The following is a 22,678-nucleotide window of genomic DNA, read 5'->3' as shown; positions in this document are numbered from 1 at the left end:
AAAAATAATTTGGAGTTAAAATAATAATATAAATCACTATATAGTAATATAAATATTTAGAGGAGTTATTATGAAAGTTATGAGTAATTATGTATCTTTTCTTACGAAGATAATACAAAAGAAAAAATCAACCATTATCATGCCGTTGTTTTGGATAGCTATAGCTATTATTTTATCAATTGTATTTACAACATTTACAATACAACCTAATGTTAATGATTTTATTGTATATGGTGTTGTATTTGTTGAATTAATAATTACTATATTTTATGCAAGTTTAAAAGCTTTACATATTTATAAGGATTTAGAAGAAGAAGGTGTTGAATTATTAATTTATTCAAAGCCAATATCAAGAAGAGATATATTTATCGGTAAATTAATTGTATTTTTACTTATCGGAACATTATGATCACTTATCATAATGTTATGTAACTTAATTATTGGTATGAGCATTCATTTTAATTATTTATTAGCACTTACCTTGCTATCATTTGTGGTATTTATATTTGCTTTTATATTATTCGGAATGTTTGCTTCAATTATTGGATATAAGTTAAATGGAAAAATTGCTTTAGCTACACCGCTTGTAATATTTACTCCTTTAGTTATTGGGGGAACAGTAATTTCATCTCAATCAACCTCAACAAGTGATAATATGGCTTATTATTTAAATGCTAAAAGAGATTTACAACCAGCCGGAAATAAAGCAAATGTTGAGATGTTTTATCTCAATGATAATAAAGATAATTTCTATATTATTCCAAACGGTTATGATGCAAATAAATTTAGTTTAAATCAAATTAATTATATAAATGAAGCATATAAATATTCTTCTTCATCTTCTACTGAATGACAAGCTTATTCATGATTAATAACTCCATATCAAATGGTTGATATATTTAACTTTGATAACAAGAATATATTTAACTCTCTTTCAAATGATACAGCAAGTAATTTAGATAACTATTTATATTACAACCACCTAGATAGTTCTTCATACTCATATAAACTAAAAGATAACAATGTTATGAAGAAATATCAAGTTAATATTGGCAATTTAAAAAATCCACAAGATACTAATGCTTATTTAGTTCCAGGTGCTTTAAAAAATAATGTTAATGCTACTTTAGGCGATCAAATTATTAATACTTCAATTATTTATGTCCGCGAAGGTGCTAATGATTTTAATGTTTCATTCCCAGAAGATTCTTACACTAATACAACTGGGAGTTCTCTTGTAGGTAAATTAAATTGAGAAAATATTAAACAATTATTAAATTCAAAAGTATTTAATGCATATGGTAAAAAATTCATTCAAGACATTATAACATCTGATAAATTTAAACAACCTGACCAAAATGATATGCCTTATTTCAATGATTTAATATTAACTGAAATACAATATGAAATTAGTAATCCTGATTCAATGTTAAATAATTTATTAGATGACAATGTTATAGTGCTTAATGATGAATCAATAAAAAATAAATTAATTAAATCAAAAGAAGAAAAGCAAATTTATCTTCTTACAGCATTAATTTATTACATTTACTTTGCATACAATGGACAATTAATTTCGGATGCTTTATTATATAACCCAACAACTAATGATTACACACCATATTCATACTCATTTAAGATAAATAATTATTCATATAATATAGGTGGATATGCAAGTTACGCCACTAAACAACAAGTTGAAAATAATAAAGTAATTATTAGATACGATTTGAAAAATTCAAATAACTTCTTATTTCAACCAGTTGAACAAATGTACGAACTAGCAAGAAATAATCAGATTATAAATAAATATGGATTTATCGGAATTTGAATTACTTTAGGAATAATTTTAATATTGATTAATAACATCTTATATATTAGAAAGGATTATAGATAATGAATATATTACAAGTAAATAATTTATCAAAGCATTATGTTGATAAAAAAGAAACTCGTGGTATTTTTAACCTTAATTTTGAGGTTAAAAAAGGTTCATTTCATGCTTTTATAGGAGAAAATGGAGCAGGAAAAACCACTACTATTAAATCTATTATAGGTTCATATCATAATTATGATGGCGAAATAGTTATTAATGAAATCAATGCTAAAAATCCTGAATCAAAAGCTAAATTAGGTTATGTACCTGAAAATGCTATTTTTCCTAAAGAACTAACCACTTGAAATTATTTATATTCCTTAGCTTTACTTAGTGGCATCAATAAAAGTCAAGCCAAAGAAAAAATTAATAATTTACTTGATAAATTTGAAATCCAAAACCTTGCTAATTCAAAACCATATACCTTTTCATCAGGTCAAAAGAAAAAAGTGCTTTTGATTCAAGCATTATTAAATAATCCTGATTTAATTATTTTAGATGAGCCTGCAGCTAATTTAGATCCAACTGCTAGATATCAACTATTTACTTTATTAAAAGAATTACATAATGAAGGCAAAAGCATTTTTATCTCTTCGCATGTATTAAGTGAAATTGATAAATATGTAGATTCTTATACTTTAATACATAAAGGTAAAATAGTTGATTCCGGAATTAAAAATAAACCACTTGAAGAAATATTTTATGAAAAAGTGATTAATCAATAAGATATTACTTTTATCAACTATATCTCTTCCAATTCTTGCAGTTAGTTCTTGTTATCAAAAAGCTGACGAAGAAATTAAATTAAAACCTAAAAAACAAGTTACAAATAATGAAATGAAAATTAATCAAATAGCTTCAAAATTAATTACAAATAATCAAGAAAGAGATTTATATATATCTCAACAAAAAAATATACCTGATGATATTATCACTGAGCTTAAAGCTTCAATGATATATGCTAATATATCAAATGTCAAAGTATTAGAAAAATCAAGTAGTGTACTTAATAATCAAGTGAAAAATGCAATTATTGCTATTACAAATACATTAACTAAGGATTGATATTGATACTTAAATAACTTAAATAAAAATAAATATGTACTTAATCCATTTAATGAAAACTATAGTGATATAACAAACTTAGAAGAAACTAAAAATAATCCAAAAAATACTAAATCTATTTTTCAATATGTTTTAAATAAAAATAAAACATATGCAATAGATATGAAAAATGCAAATATACAGGATATTATCTCATATGAGATACCGAATGAAAAATTTGATATTTATCAAAATAAAAAAATAAACTTTATTCTATTCGACAATAATACTTTTATTCTATATTTTACTTATTCAAAAGATAATAAAAATAATATTTTGATTATTCCTGATGTCTTCTTAATTATTAATAATCAAGAAGCTAAAGAAATAACAAGTAAATTTAAAGATAGCTTTATTACAGCTTTAAATCAAAGAATTCAAAATAAAACTAATTATGATATATTAACAGGTTCTAATCAACAAGAAGCTTTGGATAATGCATATAAAGCATTTAGTGATAAAAAACTTTTTACCATGTATGAACCAAATAATTATTCGGGAATATTTTATGATGCTACAATGCTACTAAATAATAATGAAATGCAATTACTAAGATATACATGAGGAGAAATAAATGAAGATTAAAATATTGAAATCCTTAGCTTTGTTTAGCACAATACCACTTGTTGCAAGCGTAATATCTTGTGCTAATTATAAGCAAGAATCTGATTTAAATCAATATATTGATCATAGTAAAGACATTTCATATCAAAGTATTTCATCGGAAGAATTATTACATCAAGATATTATGAATAAATTACTTAATACAATTTATAAAAACACCACAAATGCTCAAAATCAAAAAGAAATTTACTTACATAATCAAAAAGAAAATGAAAAAACAATACTTAAAGAATTTCAAAAAATAACACAAGAATATAACAAGATATATAAAAACATTGATACTACTGAATTAGAAGATCAATTATCTAGATTAAAACAAATACTAGTTTTCTATAGATCGAATAAAGCAAAATATGAAGAAACCTTACTACAAATAGCAAATCTAGAAAAACAGATTCAAGAAGCGAAAAATAGCATTACAGATATGAAAGCAATAACTTATTTAGAAGAATATCAAAATTTCTTATCTAAAAATTGATACTTTGTTTTAAATAATTTAGATAAATTTGATTGAAAATTTGTAGATTGAGTTTTAGATCCATATATCCCAGCTAGAGGTGGACACTTAGTATCACAAGACTATGAAAATAATGTAAATAAAGAGCAAAAATTTGCAATACTTAATTTTAAAAATACCTTTCTTGATGATATTAAATTAGGAGATGAAAGTCCTGAAATTGGAGATAATGAAGCTTATTATATAAAAAAAGACAAGTTGGTTTTTAGAATATTAATCAGAAATATATCTAATGAAATTTCTAATGTTGAATTAAGTTATATGGGAATATATTACGGTAATTCAAAAAATAATAATATTTCATTAAACTTAATTTCGCAAACAATACACAGCGGATTTATACATGGTTATGAATCGGGATTAAAGCAATTTGAAATAGATATGCCAATTAAGCAAAGATATGGTTATCCAGCATTTGTATTTCCGTTTGGAAAGGAAAGTTATGAAGCTTAGCAAAATACTTTCACTTAGCTCACTAATTGCTTTATCTCCATTAATTTCAATTTCATGTGGAACAAATACACATACTGAAATTAAGATGCAAGAAAAAGCAAATAATGTTGATTTGCAGTGAAATAACTTTATTAATCAAAATGCAATTGCTGATTTACTTAGCGAAATATATGGTAATAATATCGAAGCGAAAAATCAATATATTGCTAGTCAAAAAGAACTAGTTGATACTGATTACAATAAACAATTATCAGTTGCTTTAAAGTACGCTAATTTAATAACTCGTCAATCTTCTGCTTATGATGATTTCTCTAATCCATATTCATTTTTTGCTGCAAAATCATATCCTTATCCAGTTAAGGAATCTGATCAAGTAATAAATTCTGCTTTTAAAAATAATTGATTATGAAGTCTATTTAATATCAATAAATTTACTTATATGCAAAATGATACATTTACCCGTGCAAATAATGAATCAGAAGATTCATTTGCTTTACGTGATAATGAAAATAAATTGCTTTATTCAATATTTTCAAATATTAAATCAAATCAATTTATTCAATATGTTAAACAAGTTGAAAATAATTCAAATGACATTAGATTTTATTTATTAAATAAAGATGGTTATATAATACAAATAGATATATATCGTGATATTGATGAAGAAACAAAAGAAGTTAAAGCTAACCAAGTTAATATTTTCCCTTATATTAAAACATTTCCAAGACTACTACAAGCAAGATATAAAAATGAAATGTTTAATTTAAATAAATATGTAAGTTTATTTGCTTCATTTAATATAGATAATTCAAATAAAACTCAGACAGATGAAGTTTTATATAAAGATTTTTACGGAGGAGTTCTACTGCAATATTCACCAGTAGATATTAAATAATATGAAAAAGATTTTTAAATTATTAACCTTATCATCAGCAGTTATAATCCCAACAATTAGTGCTGTATCATGTTATGATACAGGAGATTCGCGATTAAAAGTTACTACACCTTCCTATGTAGAAAAACTAAGAGAAGTTATGTCTAAATATAATTTAAATTTCTCTCAAAAACAAGAAGAAAACCTTAAGAAGTTTGACTACAATTCCTATGCAGTAATGCATAAGAATCTAAAACAAAATACTGATAAGATTATTGGATACAATGCACAAATGAAAGAAGTTGCACAATATTCAGATGAATATTATGCATTAAAAACCAAAAGAGATCAATTACTAACGTTAAATCAAGATATTTTATCTGATAATATTTTAGGATTCTTACAATATATTTACTATTTTGAAGCTAGATTTTATGATTATGGACTTTTAACTTTCAATAGAACAAAAAATGATTTGCCAAAGCATTCGGATAGATACCTTCATTGAGCTGCTAATGTACAAAACGAATATTCTTCAGCAAATGAAGCAATTCACCAGCACTTTAGATACCAACGTAATGATGTGAAAATCTCTTCACTTCTTAAGCCACAAAATATTGAAGCTTCAGAATTAATTTATTCTCCATTAAAACAAGGATATAAAGTTTTATATTTAAGATTTAAAACAATGTTCCTTAAAATATATGTATCAAGTGAAAATGAAATAATTCTATCACCTGAAATTATCTTCTTCTCAGGAGCAAGTTTAAATAATCCACCTTCAGCACAAGAAGTCTTAGAAATGATGGAGAAAAATCCGCTTACATTAACACCTGAAGATATTGCTAAATTTGAAGAAAAATTCGCTTCTTTACCTAATATTAAATATCCCCAATACAATCTTATTTTCTAATTAGATATTTAAAAAATCAGTTATTTTTAGCTAAATATTAGCATTAAAAAATGTACTGATTTTTATTTTACTTTAGTAAAATATAAATCATGAAAAATAAGGCAATGTTAATTCAAATAATAGAGATAAAAAATATCTTTAGTGTTTTTAATGATATTGAATATTCAACTATGCAATATTTAGTTGAAGAGTACTCTGAAAACTTATATGATACTGTCTCCCTGTAATTTAAAAATTTATTTTTATTTTTAAATGAAAGGAGAAATTAAAATGGCAAAGAAAAAAATCAATAAGAATGAACAGCCAGTTATTGAATTAATTGATGTTGTTAAAGAATTCCAAGATAAAACAGTTCTTCACAGCATTAATTTACAAATTAAACGTGGTGAATTTGTTACATTACTTGGACCATCTGGTTCAGGAAAAACTACCATTTTAAGATTACTAGGTGGTTTTGAATGAGCTACACGTGGTGAAATTAAATTCGATGGTTTTGATATTAAAGATCTAGAACCGTACAAAAGAAATGTATCTACAATTTTTCAAGATTACGCATTATTTCCTCATTTAAATGTTGAAGGTAATATTGCTTACGGACTTAAACTAAAACGTGTTCCACGTGAAGTTATTAATGATAAATATAATGCTTTATATCAAAAGAAATTAGCTTTATGAAAAGCTAAAGCATCAGCTAAGATGAAAAAGCTTGATGAAATTCAAGAAAAATATGAAAATGAACTTGAAACTTTAAAACCTGGTACATATCAATATAGAAAGCGTCAAGATTGACTTGATGATTCTGACTTTAAATATTCATATTGAGAAAACTATGTTAACCTAAAATCGGAAACATTTGAAAATCGTTACTTTAAACGTAAAATGACTAAAAAAGAAATGAATGATAAAATAGCAAAAATGATTGATTTAGTTGGACTAACCGGAAATGCTACTAAACCAATTAGTGCTCTTTCAGGTGGGATGAAACAACGTGTTGCACTCGCTAGATCACTTGTTATTGAACCGGAAATTCTTTTATTAGACGAACCACTTTCAGCTCTTGATGCTAAGATTAGACAAAAAATGCAAGTTTTATTAAGAAGTGTGCAGCAAGAATTAGGTCTAACTTTTATCTTTGTTACTCATGACCAAGATGAAGCTTTGGAATTATCAGATCGAATTGCAGTTATGCGTGATGGACGTATTGAACAATATGATACTCCGAAAAATATTTACGATTACCCTGTAAATATTTGAGTTGCTAAATTCATTGGTGATTCTAATATTTTCAATGCTAAGTTTAATCCAAAAACAGGTAAGGTTAAATTACTTGGTAAAGAATTTAAAACTGTGCATGAATTAGATGAATTCGAACCAGGAGAAATGCTAGATGCTTTAATTCGTCCTGAAGATATTGATATCAATGCCAATCCAACAACTAAGAAAGATAAAATTGCTGGAAAAATTGTTGATATTTCATATCGTGGATCATATTACTACTTAAAAGTTGAAATAGAAGAAGATGTTTATATTTATGTAGAAACAGCTAAAAAATTTGATTTGAATGAAAAAGTATATTTAAGTTGAACTAAAGATACAATTCACTTAATGAAAAAAGATCCTAAGTGAGATTACCAAAATAATGATTTCCAAAATTAAAGATAAATTATCTTCAAATAAAAAAATTTATTTAGCTTTACCTTACATAATTGTTGCTATTTTCTTAATTATTCTTCCTTTAATTATGATTATTTATTCAGCATTTAGTGTTGGAGATAATAATTTTAATTCATGAGAATTAGTTAATAGTGCTAACACTTGAAGAATAATGGGGCGTAGCTTATGAATCGGATTAGTATCGGCTTTATTTTGCTTAATAATTGGATTCCCGTATGCATACTTTATTTCAACTGCTAAATCTAAAATATTTAGAATTTATGCTTTAAGTTTAATATTATCTCCAATGGCAATTTTTACAATTGCTAGAGTTTATTCAATCAAAGCTTTATTCCTCGCATTATTTGCATCAGACCCAAAAAGTTTAAATAACGAAATGTTTATTGTTTTTGGTTTAACCTACCTAAACTTACCACTAATGATTATGCCTTTATACACTGTGTTTAAAGATATGCCTAAAAACATAGTGGAAGCAAGTAATGATTTAGGTTACAATAATGTACAAACTATTTTTAAAGTAATTATTCCTTATGGAACTAAAGCAATTTTATCTGGTGTAGCTATGATATTTTTAGCTTCAGCTACAACATTTATTATTTCGTCTAAATTGCTACCTGATGGATCGCAACACCAATTAATCGGGGATATAATTAATTCAAAAATTAACCCCGGAAATAAATTTGATCTATCAGCTGGTTCAGCTTTAGTTATAGTTGTTTCATTATTATTCATATCAGTATATGCATTTGTGCTTATTATTCCAAGAATAATTTTCAAACTTAAAAAAGGAGCCCACTATGAGTAGATTTGGTTCATTTTTAAGACAAAGTTATATTTACATAATTCTATCAATCGTTTATATTCCACTATTTTTTGGAGCAATTTTTACTTTTAACCAAGCAACTCCAAAAGGTTTATTTAATACCACTTGAACTCAAGGTACAGTAGATAACTGATTACATTTATTTGATAACAATAGATTATCTGCATTAGTAAATTCAGTATTGCTAGCTTTAATTGTATCTGTTATAGTGTGTTCATTATCTTTAGTAACTGTATATGCACTTTATAGACAAAAAAGTAAAACAGTTAAAACATTTGTATCTTCTAGTTCAAATATTCCTCTAATAAACCCAGATAACATTACAGCCATTGGATTAGTATTAGTATTCTCGGCTTTTATTGGTGTTATACAAACTGAAAATGAAGGTTTTGGTCGTGTTATAGTAGCTCATAGTATTATGGCTTTACCGTATGGAATTTCTTTAATGCTTCCAAGAAGTGAAAAATTCAATAATAATTTGTTTGAAGCTTCAATGGATTTAGGATATTCAAAAATCCGTTCATGATTCAAAACCTATTTTGTATATATGATTCCTTCAATCATAATGGCTGCAGTTGTTTCATCTGTACTAAGTTTTGATGATTTTATTATTGCTCGTACCGTATCTAATACTCCAACTTTAGGAACCAAATTATATGAAGGTTCATTTGAACCTTGAGGTCTTGTATTAGGAACAATAATTTTATTTATCACAATTGTTTCTAATATTATTTATACACTTGTAAAGAAAAATAAAAAATAATGAAAAAATTACTTCGTAACTTTTTAATAGGTTCTGGAGTAGTAGCAATATGTGGTATTCTCGGTGCTAGCATAGGATATAAGATTGATAAACCGTTTAAGCCTGCTTTTTACAACTTTAAATCATATATGTCCGAAGATAATCAAGACATACTCAGAGAAAAATTTACATATACTCAATTTAGTGAAATTAATGAATTTAATAATGCTTTAATTAATAATAAAGCGGCAGCTGGAGTTGGTACTGATTTCTTAGCTGCACAGCTAGTTAAAAAAGGGTTATTAGCAAAAATTGATTACTCGATTTTATTTGGTGATGAAACATTAAAAGATAATAAAGAAAGAATGAAAAATGCAGTACGTCTTTTCTTAAGAGATGAAATATGAAATCATTTAGCTCAATATGATGATTTCATTAATCAAAATGATTCAAGTAATAATACTAATACCGATAGAAAAGAATTATGAGAATACTTTTTCCCTTATTATTCTCAAGATACAGTAATTGCTTATAATGTTCGTAAAAAACCAATTAAAACTGACGCAAGACAAGATCGAGTCGATGAATTATCAGGCATTTCAACTGAGTGAATGAAAAAGGAATTTTTAACTAGTTCAGAATCTTATAATTCATTTATTAATGTATTAAATTCTGTTAAATATAATAATTATAATGGATGAATAATAACTGATGCCATGAGAGACAATATGCTTTATGGTTCATCATATTGATTGCTACCTAATAACCAAAGAACTTCAGATCATTTTACTGGAGAAGTAGAACAAGATACATATAAAACATTAATCAACTCATTTAAACAATTAATCAAAGATGGAACAGGATATGATGTTAGAGATAATCGTCATATTTCGTTTGAAGGTGATGGACTTGAATTATTAAATCAGTTAGTTAATCCTAAACGGCCTGATATCAATGCAGCTATCATGTATAATGGAGATGCTATTGATGCTTATTATGGTTCAGACAATTATCCGCCAACAGCTCAAGAGGAAAAATTAGGAATTACACATGATGGAGATATAAAAGTCATTAAACCTAAGCAAAATCTTTTATTAGTTGATGGAATTATGTTGTCAAGTAGAAATAATGATGAGGATAATTATAAATATTTAGAAGTTTTAAAAGATAGTGTTTATAATAAATTGTCCGACTATTATAAAGAAACTGTGGGTAATAAAAAGATTTTTCCATTCAAACTTGATGAGCTAGATCCTAATAACCAAAATTTCATAAATGCTAAAACAAAGATAACTGAAAATGCTGTTGCTAAAACTTGAAAACAAATTCAATATGATAATAAAGCATTTAAACAATTATTCGATGAAGAAAATAATGCTGTAGTTAATAATTCTAAAAATAGTGATTTAGAAAATTTAATTACTAGTTGAAGCGATATTATTAATCTAGGATTGGATAATAATATGCAATATCTAGAGCAATATCAAAAAATGCAATTTATTACAGATGATAAAATTGTAAATTATGATGCCAAAATTAATATGGCACCAGAATTATTAAAAAATCATTTCATAGCAAAATATAATTTACTTTTAAATTTAATTATTCAAAATATTAATAATTTAGATAATGTTGAAACGAAAACATATGAAGAAAAAGTAATTGTTTCATTAATTAAATCTAATCTCGAAGAAGTAAATGAATTTTTAAATAACAATGAAAATAACATAGATACTTTAGGATTATATCTTGGAAGAAAAATAGGATTAATTGATATATCAAATGAGCAGAATATTGAAGGTTGAGGTAATTTAACTAACTTTAATTACATCAACTATGTTCCAACACAAGAGATTGATTATCAATTAGTTTTAAGAAATTATTTTGCTGATGTTGCTGACGGGCAAGATAAAAATGTTATTGATATTTATAAAATTGACGATATAACAAATCCTACAATACAACTTAATTATTTCGAAAACGAATTAATCTTTAGAAATGAATTATGAAATGAAAAATTAAATACTTATTCAAGTCTATTAAATAATATTAATGAATCAATTCAATCAAGTAATGCTGAAGTAATAGCTAATTTATGAAAACAAATTGAAGAAAATAAAGATAGTATAATTCAAAATTTATATAACGAAACAATAATTAGTGCAACTAATTCAAATACAACAAATAGATTAATCATTTTTACACAATTATTTGCTAAATTAATTCAAAATAAACAAGGTGATTTAGCATTCTCAGAAAACTATTTACAAACAGTGCAAAATATCATTAAACAAAATAATATCAATGCATCTAAAAAAATTATTAATCAAATATTCCAAAGTACTAATTCGATTATTAAAGAAGCTTGAATTAATAATGGTATTATTGAGCATAAAGAATTAGAACCAGTATCAGAAAAAATATTATCTGAATCATCTCAATATTACTTTATGCAAACTAAGAGTTAATTAATATTCAAAACGGTATAAATCCCTATACACTAGGGTCAAACTTTACAAAAAAAGATAACAGACTAAACATGCATAGTGCAATTAGACTGTTATCATTTTTATTTTTCTTCTTTTTTCGGATATTTAACCATTGCATAAAGTGTTTTAACTTCTTTAATAGTTAAAGGACGATACATTCCAACAGGAATGTTTTTACATGTGATTCCACCATATTCAACTCTTTTAAGGTTAATAACTTCTCTATCAACTGTTTTAAATAATTCTTTAACATGGTGATATGTACCTTGAGTTAACACAACAAAATAACTTTTTACATCAGCTTGAATTACATCTTGTTTTGATCATTTACCATTGATCATAACTGGCTTATTTAATTTTGCTAATTGTTTCTTATCAAGCGGTTCATTTAATCTGGCACGATAAACCCTTACTACTTGATATGAAGGATGAAGTAATTTGCTTGCTAATTCACCATCGTTTGTTAATATTAAAACTCCTGTTGTATCATAATCAAGTCTTCCGACCGGAAAAATACGATAAGGTGTATCAATTAAATCAGTAACTATTGTACGATTGAAATTATCTTTTAATGTACATACTGTTTTAGGCGGTTTATTTAATACAAAGTAAACTTTTTCTTCTCTACCACTTAATGGAACACCATCAACTAATATATCATCTTTAAAGGTTGCTTTTTGTCCTATAACTGCAACTTGACCGTTAACAGTTATTCTTCCCGCCTGAATCATTTCTTCTGCTTCACGACGAGAAGCTACTCCAGATTGTGAAAGTAGTTTTTGTAATCTTTCTGCTTTTTCCATATTATTTATTTCCTCTATATTTATTATATAACTTCTCTTGGTCAGGACTGAATTTAACACCTTTATCAATATTATATTGATAAGTAACTTCTACAACTTGAGCGAAACCTTGTTCAAAGTTTTTAAAGCACAATTCACGCATTTTTTGGATACCTGGAAATCTTCTTCCTTCGCAAATTTTATCTGCAATAAAAAGGATTTTATCTAATCATTGCATATTATCCTTCATTGAAGTATGACAAAGAATAGCATTTAATATTTCTTCATCTTTTAGCTTATAACCATATTTAGCTCATACATAACCAGCCGTTTGATGATATTTATATTTCGGTAAATTCTCTGCTAATTCAGGTTCATATTTATTAATTAAATATAATGTTTGTTCATCATCATATTCTTTGCAAATATCATGCATTAATCCAGCTAAATAAGCTTTCTTAGCATCATATTTATGTGCTTTTGCTAATTCAGCCGCAAAATTTGCAGTTGAAACACAGTGTTTAGCTCTTTTAGCACTTAAATTATTATGTATTAATTGTTCAATGTATAAAGAATGTTCTTGGATATAATTAGCAACTTTTTCATCAACTAATCCAAAATATCCTTTTTTAAAATCAGTTGATGATGCTTCAAAAATAGGATTATCTAACAAAATTCCTTTGTATTTCTTAATATTAATTTTATTTATTTTTCTATCACGACGAACAATAACAATTCTGACTAAGTGTGAAATTAAATCAATATCTTTTCAGCTAGGTAATGAAGATACATGATCGCTTCCAATTATTAGGAATAATTCATCATTTGGATATTTTTGTTTTAGATATTTGACTGTATCAATAGTATATGAAACACCACCACGTCTTAATTCAAAATCGCATAGTTCCATTTTATCTTCTAAAACTAATTGAACCATATTTCTACGGTCTTCATTACTTGCTTTTTTACCTTTTTGTTTAAAAGGCGATGTGGCTGAAGGTACTATTAATAACTTATCTAATCCGAGTTTGTTAATAACATAACGTGCTATTTTTATATGCCCTTTATGAATCGGGTCAAAAGAACCACCGTAAATTCCTATTTTCATTTTTCCTACTTTCTAAATAGCATTTTCTTAAACTTATATTTACCTTGCTGTAATTTTTGTTTTCTATCTGTTGAATCATCCAAAATTTCTAATGTTGGATTAGCAAATAAAGTATTTACTTCAGCAATAATTTCTTTGATTAAATTATCTTGCAAGTTAATTTTATTACTATTTATTAATTCAATTGGTAAATAAATATCACTCAGATTAATCAGATTTGAAACTCTTATTCCAATTCCGATAAAATCACTTTCACCAAAATATTTCGTAAAAATATTAAATGCAATTTTGTATATATCACCTTTTGAATTAATATAATTAGCTATTTTAATTTGTTTATTAATTCATTTTTTACTTTTTTGTCTAATTGTTAAAGTAATTACATTTCCCGCTAAATTTTCTTTAATTAATCTTTCGGAAACTTTTTCACATAAAGCAACTAAATGTTCAATTTTAATTTCATAAGGTAATGAATAATCTTCAAAGGTTATTTCATTTCCAATACCTAGCGCTTGTTCGTCTTTAAATGAAATATGTTCATAAACATAAGGATCTAAATTATGTAATATATCTTGTCCGATACGACCAAAAATTGCACTAATTTCAAGATCACTTACTTTTTTACTAGCTAATTCGCCAATAGTATTAATATTAACTTTTCTTAATTTGTCAGCAGTCTTTTTACCTATACCATGGTATTTTTCAATATCTAAATTGAAAAAATGTTCCGCAAAGTTATTTTCATCAGTAAAACCAATTCCAAAAGGTTTTGAAATATTTGTTGTCATTTTAGCAGCAAATTTATTATGTGAAATACCAATTGTAACTGGTATTCTGAATTTATGCATCAAGTCTCTTTGCAACTTGTGAGCTAATTGTATACAACTTATATTTCGTTGTGTAACTAAATCCGTTACATCAAGAAAACATTCATCAATGGAAGCTATTTGAATATTTCCGGTGTAATATTTAGCAATATATTCAAATATTTCGCTTGATAATCGTTCATATAAATCCATATCACTGGGAACAAATGTTGTTTTAGGTTCAATGGCTTGAATTTCAAAATTCTTCATTCCGGCTTTGACACCTTTATTTTTTAACTCATAAGAAACTGAAACAGCAATTGCATGTGATGAAGAACGAGATATTGCAACAGGTTTATTATTTAATTCTGGCTGAATTGTACGAGCTGCTGAAACAAAATAACAATCAAAATCAATATGAAAAATAATTGGTTTAATCATTTAAAAAATAATTAGGAGTTAATAATGCACAAGCAACTCTATTTAAATGTGTTTTAACATTATAAAAGGCTTTTAAATCACCTAATTGTTCTATTTCGCTATCACTTAATTTTTCTTGATTAACAAATCTAGTAAAAAGTTCAACTAGTGATTTAATTTCACTTTTTGTTTTGCTTTTAATTAAACTTAAGAAAATATCAGTTGAAGCCATAAAAACAGCACATCCATGACCATCAAACTTTGCATCTAGCAATATATCATTATCTCAATTAGTTTGAAGTTGTAGCATATCAGAACAAGTATTACTATAACAAGTAATAAAGTTTTCTTCTAATTTAACTTTATTATCTGGATTCATATAATGATTCATAATGATTTCACGTGATTGATTTTGATTAAAATGCATAGAAATCACCTCCATTTTTTAATTCTTCAACTAATTTATCGATATCTTCTTTATTGTTATAAATACCTAGGGAAATTCTTAAAAAAGAGTAATGCTCTTGAATATTTCTTAAGTATGGTGCACAAAAAATACCAGCTATTGTATAAATATTCTTGGTTCCTAAATAAGTAGCTACATCTTGTGCATTTATTCCTTTTACATTTATTAAAGCAATATAATCACCTGGTTTAGTATAAACATCTACATTTTCAAGTTTACTTAATTGATCATGTAAATATATAGATAAATCTAATAATATCTCTTTACTTTGTTTATATCCAACTTGATTAAAGAAATCAAGTGATTTATCAAACATAAAGAAACCAGCAATATCAGGAGTTCCTGGTTCATAAGCACTGATTGAACATTTCATATCTCATGAAGCATCAATATCAATTGCATTTACTGAGCCACCGCCGAATTTAACTGGTTTTAATTTAGTGAGTAATTCACCTTTTACAGCTAATACACCCATCCCTGTTGGACCATAAAATTTATTTGTTGAAAACGCAACAGCATCAACAATTTCAAGTGAAACTTTTTGATGTGAAATGGATTGTGCAGCATCACTAAAAATGTAAGCATTATTTTCATGAGCTTTTTGAGCTATTTGTTTAATATCAAAATTTTGATTAAAGTTATTTGTCTCATGACTTAGTGATACTATTTTTGTTTTTGAATTTATATCTGCATAAATATTTTGTGATATTTTAATTTTTGCACCAACTTTTTTAGCCATTTCAATTCAAGGAATTAAATTAGAAGAATGGTTATAAGCACTAAGCAATATTTCATCACCCTCATTTAATAACTGAGCAATCATATTTACAAATAAATTAATACTTTCAGTAGTTCCGCTTGTAAATATAATTTCATCTTGATTTGCATCTAATAAATTTGCAACTTTCATTCTTACAGATTGAATAGTATTATTAACTTCATTTCCAAGCGGTGTATCCGCTGTACGTGATGAAATTGATTTATTAACATAGTAATCATAAATTGCATCAGAAGCTTCTTTTGGTTTCAAGACTAAAGCAGCTGAATCAAAATAAGTAATTTTTTCTAAAATCGGAAAATGTTTTCTTATTTCGCTATGATTCATTACAGCACCTTTCTCAATATAGCTCTTAACACCGTATTGTAACCATCTATTTTTTGAAATTCATCTAAGAATAAATAGTAATATTCTCTTTTGATTTTATTTACTATGATTTTAAATTGTTGTTTACGTTTCTTTTTATCGTTATCTAAATGAATACGAGAAAAAGTTTCACCTAAGTAGTTTTTAACTTCTAACTCATCACGGTTATAGTATTTAATAAAAAGATCGTAAAACAAATAGTAATAAAAATTAAATATCATTTGTTTTTGTGCTTCTGTAACATTTGAACAAAATTCAATTTCATCATTAAAGCTTTGGATAAAATCATTTAAGTCTGCACTACGTTTTGCAAACTTATCACTTTCTAATTTTTCAAGCTTTTTAGTTTTGATTAAATTTAATTCGTAGAATTTTTGATAAGTAAAATTTATCTTATTTAATATTTTGCGATATTGTGATTTATAAGCAATTGCTAAAAAGAAATTTGATATTTTTCTTTTATTATTTTGCATATTATTTTTTATCTTCTTTTTCTAGAGCAGCTTCTAGTGTAACTGTTAACTTATAATATGATTCAAGTAATGAGTTAACAAATTTATAAAACTGACCTGTAATAGTTTTTTCTTCATCCTTTTCGTCTTTAGGGAAGTAAAGCTTTGTTATTTCAATAGCTTCATTAATAACTATTTTGGGTTCAATTGAATACATTTCAAAAGCAGCATTTAAAATTATTGCTCTAATTAGTGGAGAAATTCTATCTCATTGCCAGTTCTTGTTAAATAATGATGATAGTGTTTTCTTTAAAAATGAATAATTTTTAGCAATTGCACTAACTTTAGCTAATTCTTCACGATTTAGCTCATATTCTTCAAAAGCTTCTTCGACATTAATTGGTTGTTCTAATAATTCGTATTTATACAGAACATGTACTATTGTTATTCTTGATTGTCTTCTTGTTTTGTGATATTTCATAATAGCTCCTTTAGTTTCTAAATTATATAATAATTTAGAAAATAGCCTTTTGTACTAGTTTGATACTTAAATCTACTTATATATCTATGATATAGTTATAAATATCTAAAAAATATCCCATTGGGATATTTATTTATTTTTGTTCTTTATCTTTCTCATCATTAAGTTCTTTAGTAATTTCGTCTAATTTTACTAGTTCTTCAGTCTCTTGAATTTTGTCTTCATTTGCTAAATTAGACTCATATTTTTCATCTTCTGTTTTATACTCATGCACATCACCAACTAGTTCATCATATTGCTTTGCTAGTTCTTCTGGAACATCATGAGTAAGTTTATATCTTTCTTGTAATCCGAATAATTGAAGTATTAAACTTCTAAATAGATATTTTTGAAATCAAGTTTTGCAATTCTTTTCATAATAAGGTTTAAATTGCGATTTGTCTGAAATAATTTCTTTTTTAAATTTATTCGCTTTTGGCATGTAATAAGCATAGAAATAAATAACACTACCAAAAGGAGAAATTATAAGTAATGCTAGAAGAACATCAATCGCTATTGAATGTTCAGTAGTATCTGTAGTTGATACAAGTATAAGCAAAGGTATTACAAATGATAGTACTAGTGTTGAAAAAATTATAACAACGATTCCTAATTTTTTATAAAAAGGCATAAACTCATTTATTTTTTGTTCGAAAGTTTCTGTTTCATTATGTTCTTGATTTTGCATATTAATTCCTTTAATTTTTATATGGAAATTATATCAAAAAAATGCACCCAGATACACTGATGCATTTAGATAGAATTATTTTGCATTAAATAATGATTTTGAATCATCACCAACATTTGCATTTAATTTCTTCAATTCAGCTAGTATTAATTCTTCAGTTGTTGGTGCAGGAGCTGGTGCTACTGGTTCTTCAACAACAGGGTTTTTAAGAGCTTTACGGTATGCTACATAGTTTTTGAATCAGAAGTAGAAGTATAAGATACCAAATACTACACCTGATACGATTACGAATTGAATAATTGCTGAGATAAATTTACCAATGTAAATTCCACCTACAACTTTACCATTTTCCATAACTGGTGCTAGAACTCAATCGTTTGTTGATGTTCCAAATGCTCTTGTAATAGCAGCCATGATAATATCATTTGCAAATGATGATACCAAAGCTGTAAAAACACCACCAAGTAAGAAACCTATAGCCAACATTAATAAGTTTCCACGTTTAAGTTGTGCTTTTGATTCGCTTCAAGATTTTTTGTGTAAATCTTTACATACGTTTGCTTTTGACTTGTATAAATCTCCTTTTTATTATTTCTAATTTAATTTTATCATTTTCATAATTACTTAAATTAGAAAATTTTCTTGATTATTTTAGCATAAAAAGAACTAAATTAAATACATTTTATTGCAAATTATTTATTAATTTATTGCTACTAAAAATAAAATGTGCATATGAAATGCACAAATTTATTATTGTTTAATAACTTCTACAGATACAATAGAATCACCTTCTTTAAGGTTGATAATTTTAACCCCTTTTGTATTACGTGAAGCTTCAGAAATTTGATCAATTGAAGTTCTAATTGTAACTCCAAGTGAGGTTATAACTAATAATTCATCTTCTAAGTTTACAAAACGAGCAAATACTAGTTTTCCGGCTTTTTCTGCATTTATACCAGTAACCCCTTTAACGCCACGATTTGTTAATCTAAATTGTTCCTTATTAGTTAATTTTCCAAATCCTTTTTCTCCAAGAGTTAATACATAATCACCTTCATTATCAGCTGAGGCTGAAATAACTTCTTGACCTTGTTCAAGTTTAATTCCTTTAACTCCAAGTGATGAACGTCCCAATGGTCTAACATCATCTGATTTGAACATAACTATGTTCTTTACATTATTAGCTATTAATACAGCATCTTGTTCACCAATTATAAATGCTCTAACTAATTGGTCATCTTCACGAAGTTTAAAAGCTATTAAACCATTTCTTCTGATATTGCTAAATAAAGCTAATTCAGATTTTTTGAACATACCTTGCTTTGTTACTGTAACTAAATATTGATTATTATCATATGAATCTATATCAAGAATTGAAACTATTTTTTCACCATTTTCAGTATCTAATCCTTGAATTATATTAATAAATGGTAATCCTTTTGATTGTTTAGATCCTTCTGGAATTTGATGTCCTCTTAAGGTATAAACTTTTCCATAGTTTGAGAATAAAAGTAAATCAGTATGCGTATTAGCGTGAATAATCATTGCTATATCATCATCATCATAAGTTTTCATAGAAATAGATCCCATACCACCACGACGTTGTGTGTTGTATTCATCTAAGTCCATACGTTTTACATATCCATTTGATGACATTGTTATAACAATTTCTCTTTCAGGAATTAAATCTTCATCAGAGATTACTCCTACTGCTGAAGCATCAATAACTGTTCTACGAGGATCATTATATTTATCTTTAACTTCTTGAAGTTCAGTTACAATTTCAGCAATAAGTTTTTCTTCTGAAGATAAAATTTCTTTATAATGAGCTATTTCGTGTTGCAAGTCTAATATTTCGGCATCCATTTTTTCGATACTTAATCCAGTTAATCTGCTTAATCTCATTTCCAAGATTGCTTTTGTTTGTTTTTCGGATAAATTGAATCTTGAGGCAAGTGAAGTTTGAGCATCTGCATCAGTTTTAGATTTTTTAATAATTGCAACAACTTCATCTATATTTGAAACAGCTATTTTTAATCCATCTAAAATGTGAGCTCTTTCTTCAGCTTTATTTAAGTCAAATTTTAATCTTCTTGTAACAACATCTTTTTGATGTTCAATAAATACTTCTAGAGCTTGTTTTAAATTAAGTGTTTTGGGTTCATTATTTACAATTGCAACTAAGTTGAAATTGAATGTTGTTTGTATGTTTGATTTTTGATATAACTTGTTAAGTAAAATGTGCGGATTAACACCTTTTTTAACATCAATAACTAATCTAATTCCTTCTCTGTTAGATTCATCACGTAAATCTACTATTCCTTCGATAACTTTAGTTTTGTGTAATTCGGCTATTTTTTCAATTATTGTTGTTTTTTTAATTGCATAAGGAATTTCTCTAATGATTATTTTGCTTTTTCCGTTGGTTTGTTCAATAACTTCACATTTAGAACGAACCGGTATTGATCCACGGCCTGTTTCATAAGCTTCTAAAATACCTTTAGTACCAAGGATAATAGCTCCTGTTGGGAAATCAGGCCCTTTTATATATTGCATTAATTCTTTAACTGTAATTTCAGGATTTTTAGCTAGTGCAATTGTAGCATCAATAGTTTCTCCTAAATTATGTGGTGGTATTTCCGTTGCCATACCAACTGCAATTCCTGAAGAACCAGAAACAAGCAAGTTAGGGAAACGGCAAGGTAAAACTGTTGGTTCTTGTTCACTTCCGTCATAGTTATCTACGAAATCAACTGTATCTTTTTTGATACCATCAAGCATTTCAACAGCAATTTTAGCCATTCTTGCTTCAGTATAACGCATAGCAGCTGCTGCATCACCATCAATTGAACCAAAGTTACCATGACCGTCAACTAGTGGATAACGCATAGAGAAATCTTGAGCCATACGTACCATTGCTTCGTAAACAGAAGAATCACCATGCGGGTGGTATTTTCCTAGAACATCCCCCACAATACGTGCAGATTTACGGTGTTGTGAACCTGGTGTAATACCCAGTTCTGACATATCGTATAGAATTCTACGGTGTACCGGTTTTAATCCATCACGTGCATCAGGCAAAGCACGAGACACAATAACACTCATAGAATATTCTAGGAATGATTGTTTCATTTCATTATCAATAACAACTGGATGTAAACCGTCAGTAGGTTCGGTAATTATTTGAGATTCCACTGTGTATTCTTCACTTTCTTGTGGAATTTCTTCTTCATCTTCTTCGCTTACAACTTCTTTTTTCTTCTTGAAAATCATAGTGTTGTTTTCTTCGTATTCGAATTCAACATCTTCTTCGATTTTAACTTTTTTCTCTTCATCTTGATCTTTTAAAATAGCTTCTTTTTCGCTCATAAGATACCTCATAATTTAATTAATATATTAATTAAATTATATAGTTTTCTCTATATTTAATGTTTATTCTATGTCTATTTTTATATCTATTACATAGTTGAAAAAAGAAAAATCCAACATATTATTGGATTTAAATTTCTAATTAAATTATTCATTTTCTTCTTTGTAATTAAGATATTCTAAAGCATTTGTTACATTGCTTACTTCTCCAATAATTGTAACAATATCATCTTTTTGAATTATAGTATCACCTGTCGCTCTTTTAAATACATTTCCTGTTTTAATCAAGACTATAGTAATACCCATTTGAGATAGTTGTAAATCTTTTATTCTTTGGTTTTCTAAGTACTTATTATTTACTTTAGTTGAACCAATAACAAAGTTACCACCTATTTCTTGCAAGTTTTGTGAGTATCTAATAAAGTTTTTATTTGTTGCTATTAGTGCGGCTCTAATACCAGATTCATATTCTGGACGAATGATAACATTAACACCAATTTGTTTTAAAACTCTAGCATGACGTTTTGAAATGGCTCTAGCAATAATATTTTTAACTTTAAGTTCGAGTAAAGCGGCCACAATTTCAATATTATCTGATACAGCAACAACTACTGTTTCCGCTTGATCGATTCCTAGTGATTTCAGAGTTCTTGTATCGGCAGCATCTCCAATAACAATACGATCTACTTCATCAGCAAACAATTTTGTTGATTCTGTATCTTTGTCTAGAACAAAGACGCTTTTTTCCATTTTAATAAGTTGCTCAATAACAGCTTGACCAAAACGTCCTGTTCCTATAACAACAATATCGTTTTTATAATTTAATTTCATAAA

The 22,678-nt window shown here is 26.6% G+C and carries 21 protein-coding genes; 10 read left to right on the top strand and 11 right to left on the bottom strand.

Going from position 1 to position 22,678, the window contains the following annotated elements; all coding sequences use genetic code 4:
- The first annotated feature begins 70 nt into the window (after positions 1-70).
- The 10 genes from SAM46_RS01880 to SAM46_RS01835 all read left to right on the top strand — a co-directional run bounded on the left by SAM46_RS01880 (position 71) and on the right by SAM46_RS01835 (position 12,068).
- Positions 71-1,897, top strand: a complete 1,827-nt coding sequence (locus SAM46_RS01880) for an ABC transporter permease (RefSeq protein WP_078746786.1) — start codon at positions 71-73, stop codon at positions 1,895-1,897.
- A complete protein-coding gene (locus tag SAM46_RS01875) occupies positions 1,897-2,601 on the top strand; it encodes an ABC transporter ATP-binding protein (RefSeq protein WP_078746785.1) in 705 nt (234 codons plus the stop codon). Before SAM46_RS01880 ends, SAM46_RS01875 begins: the two co-directional genes overlap by 1 nt.
- Positions 2,579-3,565 (top strand): aromatic motif membrane protein, encoded by a 987-nt coding sequence (locus SAM46_RS01870; RefSeq protein WP_078746784.1) that lies wholly within the window; start codon positions 2,579-2,581, stop codon positions 3,563-3,565. Before SAM46_RS01875 ends, SAM46_RS01870 begins: the two co-directional genes overlap by 23 nt.
- On the top strand, positions 3,555-4,574 hold the full coding sequence (locus SAM46_RS01865) for an aromatic motif membrane protein (RefSeq protein ID WP_078746783.1): 1,020 nt from the start codon (positions 3,555-3,557) through the stop codon (positions 4,572-4,574). Before SAM46_RS01870 ends, SAM46_RS01865 begins: the two co-directional genes overlap by 11 nt.
- Positions 4,564-5,469, top strand: a complete 906-nt coding sequence (locus SAM46_RS01860) for an aromatic motif membrane protein (protein WP_159442396.1) — start codon at positions 4,564-4,566, stop codon at positions 5,467-5,469. The genes SAM46_RS01865 and SAM46_RS01860 overlap by 11 nt, the downstream gene beginning before the upstream one ends.
- Before the next feature lies 1 nt (position 5,470).
- Positions 5,471-6,361, top strand: coding sequence for a hypothetical protein (locus SAM46_RS01855; RefSeq protein WP_078746781.1), 891 nt, complete (start codon positions 5,471-5,473; stop codon positions 6,359-6,361).
- A 270-nt stretch (positions 6,362-6,631) separates the two neighbouring features.
- Complete coding sequence (locus SAM46_RS01850; protein ID WP_078746780.1) at positions 6,632-8,017, top strand: ABC transporter ATP-binding protein; 1,386 nt, start codon at positions 6,632-6,634, stop codon at positions 8,015-8,017.
- On the top strand, positions 8,001-8,840 hold the full coding sequence (locus tag SAM46_RS01845) for an ABC transporter permease (protein ID WP_078746779.1): 840 nt from the start codon (positions 8,001-8,003) through the stop codon (positions 8,838-8,840). Before SAM46_RS01850 ends, SAM46_RS01845 begins: the two co-directional genes overlap by 17 nt.
- Positions 8,833-9,621, top strand: a complete 789-nt coding sequence (locus SAM46_RS01840) for an ABC transporter permease (protein WP_078746778.1) — start codon at positions 8,833-8,835, stop codon at positions 9,619-9,621. The genes SAM46_RS01845 and SAM46_RS01840 overlap by 8 nt, the downstream gene beginning before the upstream one ends.
- Positions 9,621-12,068, top strand: coding sequence for a type 2 periplasmic-binding domain-containing protein (locus tag SAM46_RS01835; RefSeq protein ID WP_078746777.1), 2,448 nt, complete (start codon positions 9,621-9,623; stop codon positions 12,066-12,068). The genes SAM46_RS01840 and SAM46_RS01835 overlap by 1 nt, the downstream gene beginning before the upstream one ends.
- Positions 12,069-12,169: 101 nt before the next feature.
- Here the strand turns inward: SAM46_RS01835 and SAM46_RS01830 are convergent, their stop codons facing one another.
- The 11 genes from SAM46_RS01830 to SAM46_RS01780 all read right to left on the bottom strand — a co-directional run bounded on the left by SAM46_RS01830 (position 12,170) and on the right by SAM46_RS01780 (position 22,675).
- Positions 12,170-12,892: a pseudouridine synthase gene (locus tag SAM46_RS01830; RefSeq protein WP_078746776.1), complete on the bottom strand. Its 723-nt coding sequence runs from the start codon at positions 12,890-12,892 to the stop codon at positions 12,170-12,172.
- A gap of 1 nt (position 12,893) precedes the next feature.
- Positions 12,894-13,979, bottom strand: a complete 1,086-nt coding sequence (locus SAM46_RS01825) for a nicotinate-nucleotide adenylyltransferase (protein WP_078746775.1) — start codon at positions 13,977-13,979, stop codon at positions 12,894-12,896.
- 5 nt (positions 13,980-13,984) lie between these two features.
- Complete coding sequence (locus tag SAM46_RS01820; RefSeq protein ID WP_078746774.1) at positions 13,985-15,226, bottom strand: Y-family DNA polymerase; 1,242 nt, start codon at positions 15,224-15,226, stop codon at positions 13,985-13,987.
- Entirely contained in the window at positions 15,219-15,632 is a 414-nt protein-coding gene (gene sufU / locus SAM46_RS01815) for a Fe-S cluster assembly sulfur transfer protein SufU (RefSeq protein ID WP_078746773.1), read from the bottom strand. Before sufU ends, SAM46_RS01820 begins: the two co-directional genes overlap by 8 nt.
- On the bottom strand, positions 15,622-16,776 hold the full coding sequence (locus SAM46_RS01810) for an aminotransferase class V-fold PLP-dependent enzyme (protein ID WP_078746772.1): 1,155 nt from the start codon (positions 16,774-16,776) through the stop codon (positions 15,622-15,624). The genes sufU and SAM46_RS01810 overlap by 11 nt, the downstream gene beginning before the upstream one ends.
- A complete protein-coding gene (locus SAM46_RS01805; RefSeq protein WP_078746771.1) occupies positions 16,776-17,288 on the bottom strand; it encodes a hypothetical protein in 513 nt (170 codons plus the stop codon). The genes SAM46_RS01810 and SAM46_RS01805 overlap by 1 nt, the downstream gene beginning before the upstream one ends.
- Position 17,289: 1 nt before the next feature.
- Positions 17,290-17,748, bottom strand: coding sequence for a transcription antitermination factor NusB (locus tag SAM46_RS01800; RefSeq protein WP_078746770.1), 459 nt, complete (start codon positions 17,746-17,748; stop codon positions 17,290-17,292).
- Positions 17,749-17,881: 133 nt separating this feature from the next.
- Positions 17,882-18,475 carry a hypothetical protein gene (locus SAM46_RS01795; protein WP_078746769.1) on the bottom strand — a complete coding sequence of 198 codons (594 nt, stop codon included), beginning with the start codon at positions 18,473-18,475 and terminating at the stop codon, positions 17,882-17,884.
- A 75-nt stretch (positions 18,476-18,550) separates the two neighbouring features.
- Positions 18,551-19,018, bottom strand: a complete 468-nt coding sequence (locus SAM46_RS01790) for a large conductance mechanosensitive channel protein MscL (protein ID WP_078746768.1) — start codon at positions 19,016-19,018, stop codon at positions 18,551-18,553.
- 207 nt (positions 19,019-19,225) lie between these two features.
- The gene (gene gyrA / locus SAM46_RS01785) at positions 19,226-21,844 is read right to left on the bottom strand and encodes a DNA gyrase subunit A (RefSeq protein ID WP_143826094.1); all 2,619 of its coding nucleotides are present in this window, start codon (positions 21,842-21,844) and stop codon (positions 19,226-19,228) included.
- A gap of 147 nt (positions 21,845-21,991) precedes the next feature.
- On the bottom strand, positions 21,992-22,675 hold the full coding sequence (locus tag SAM46_RS01780) for a potassium channel family protein (protein WP_078746766.1): 684 nt from the start codon (positions 22,673-22,675) through the stop codon (positions 21,992-21,994).
- Positions 22,676-22,678: the final 3 nt, after the last annotated feature.

The organism is Mycoplasmopsis verecunda (assembly GCF_033546915.1).
GTDB lineage: Bacteria > Bacillota_I > Bacilli_A > Mycoplasmatales > Metamycoplasmataceae > Mycoplasmopsis > Mycoplasmopsis verecunda.
The sequence above is the reverse complement of the archived record's forward strand: the minus strand, read 5'-3'. Positions and strand labels throughout refer to the sequence as shown.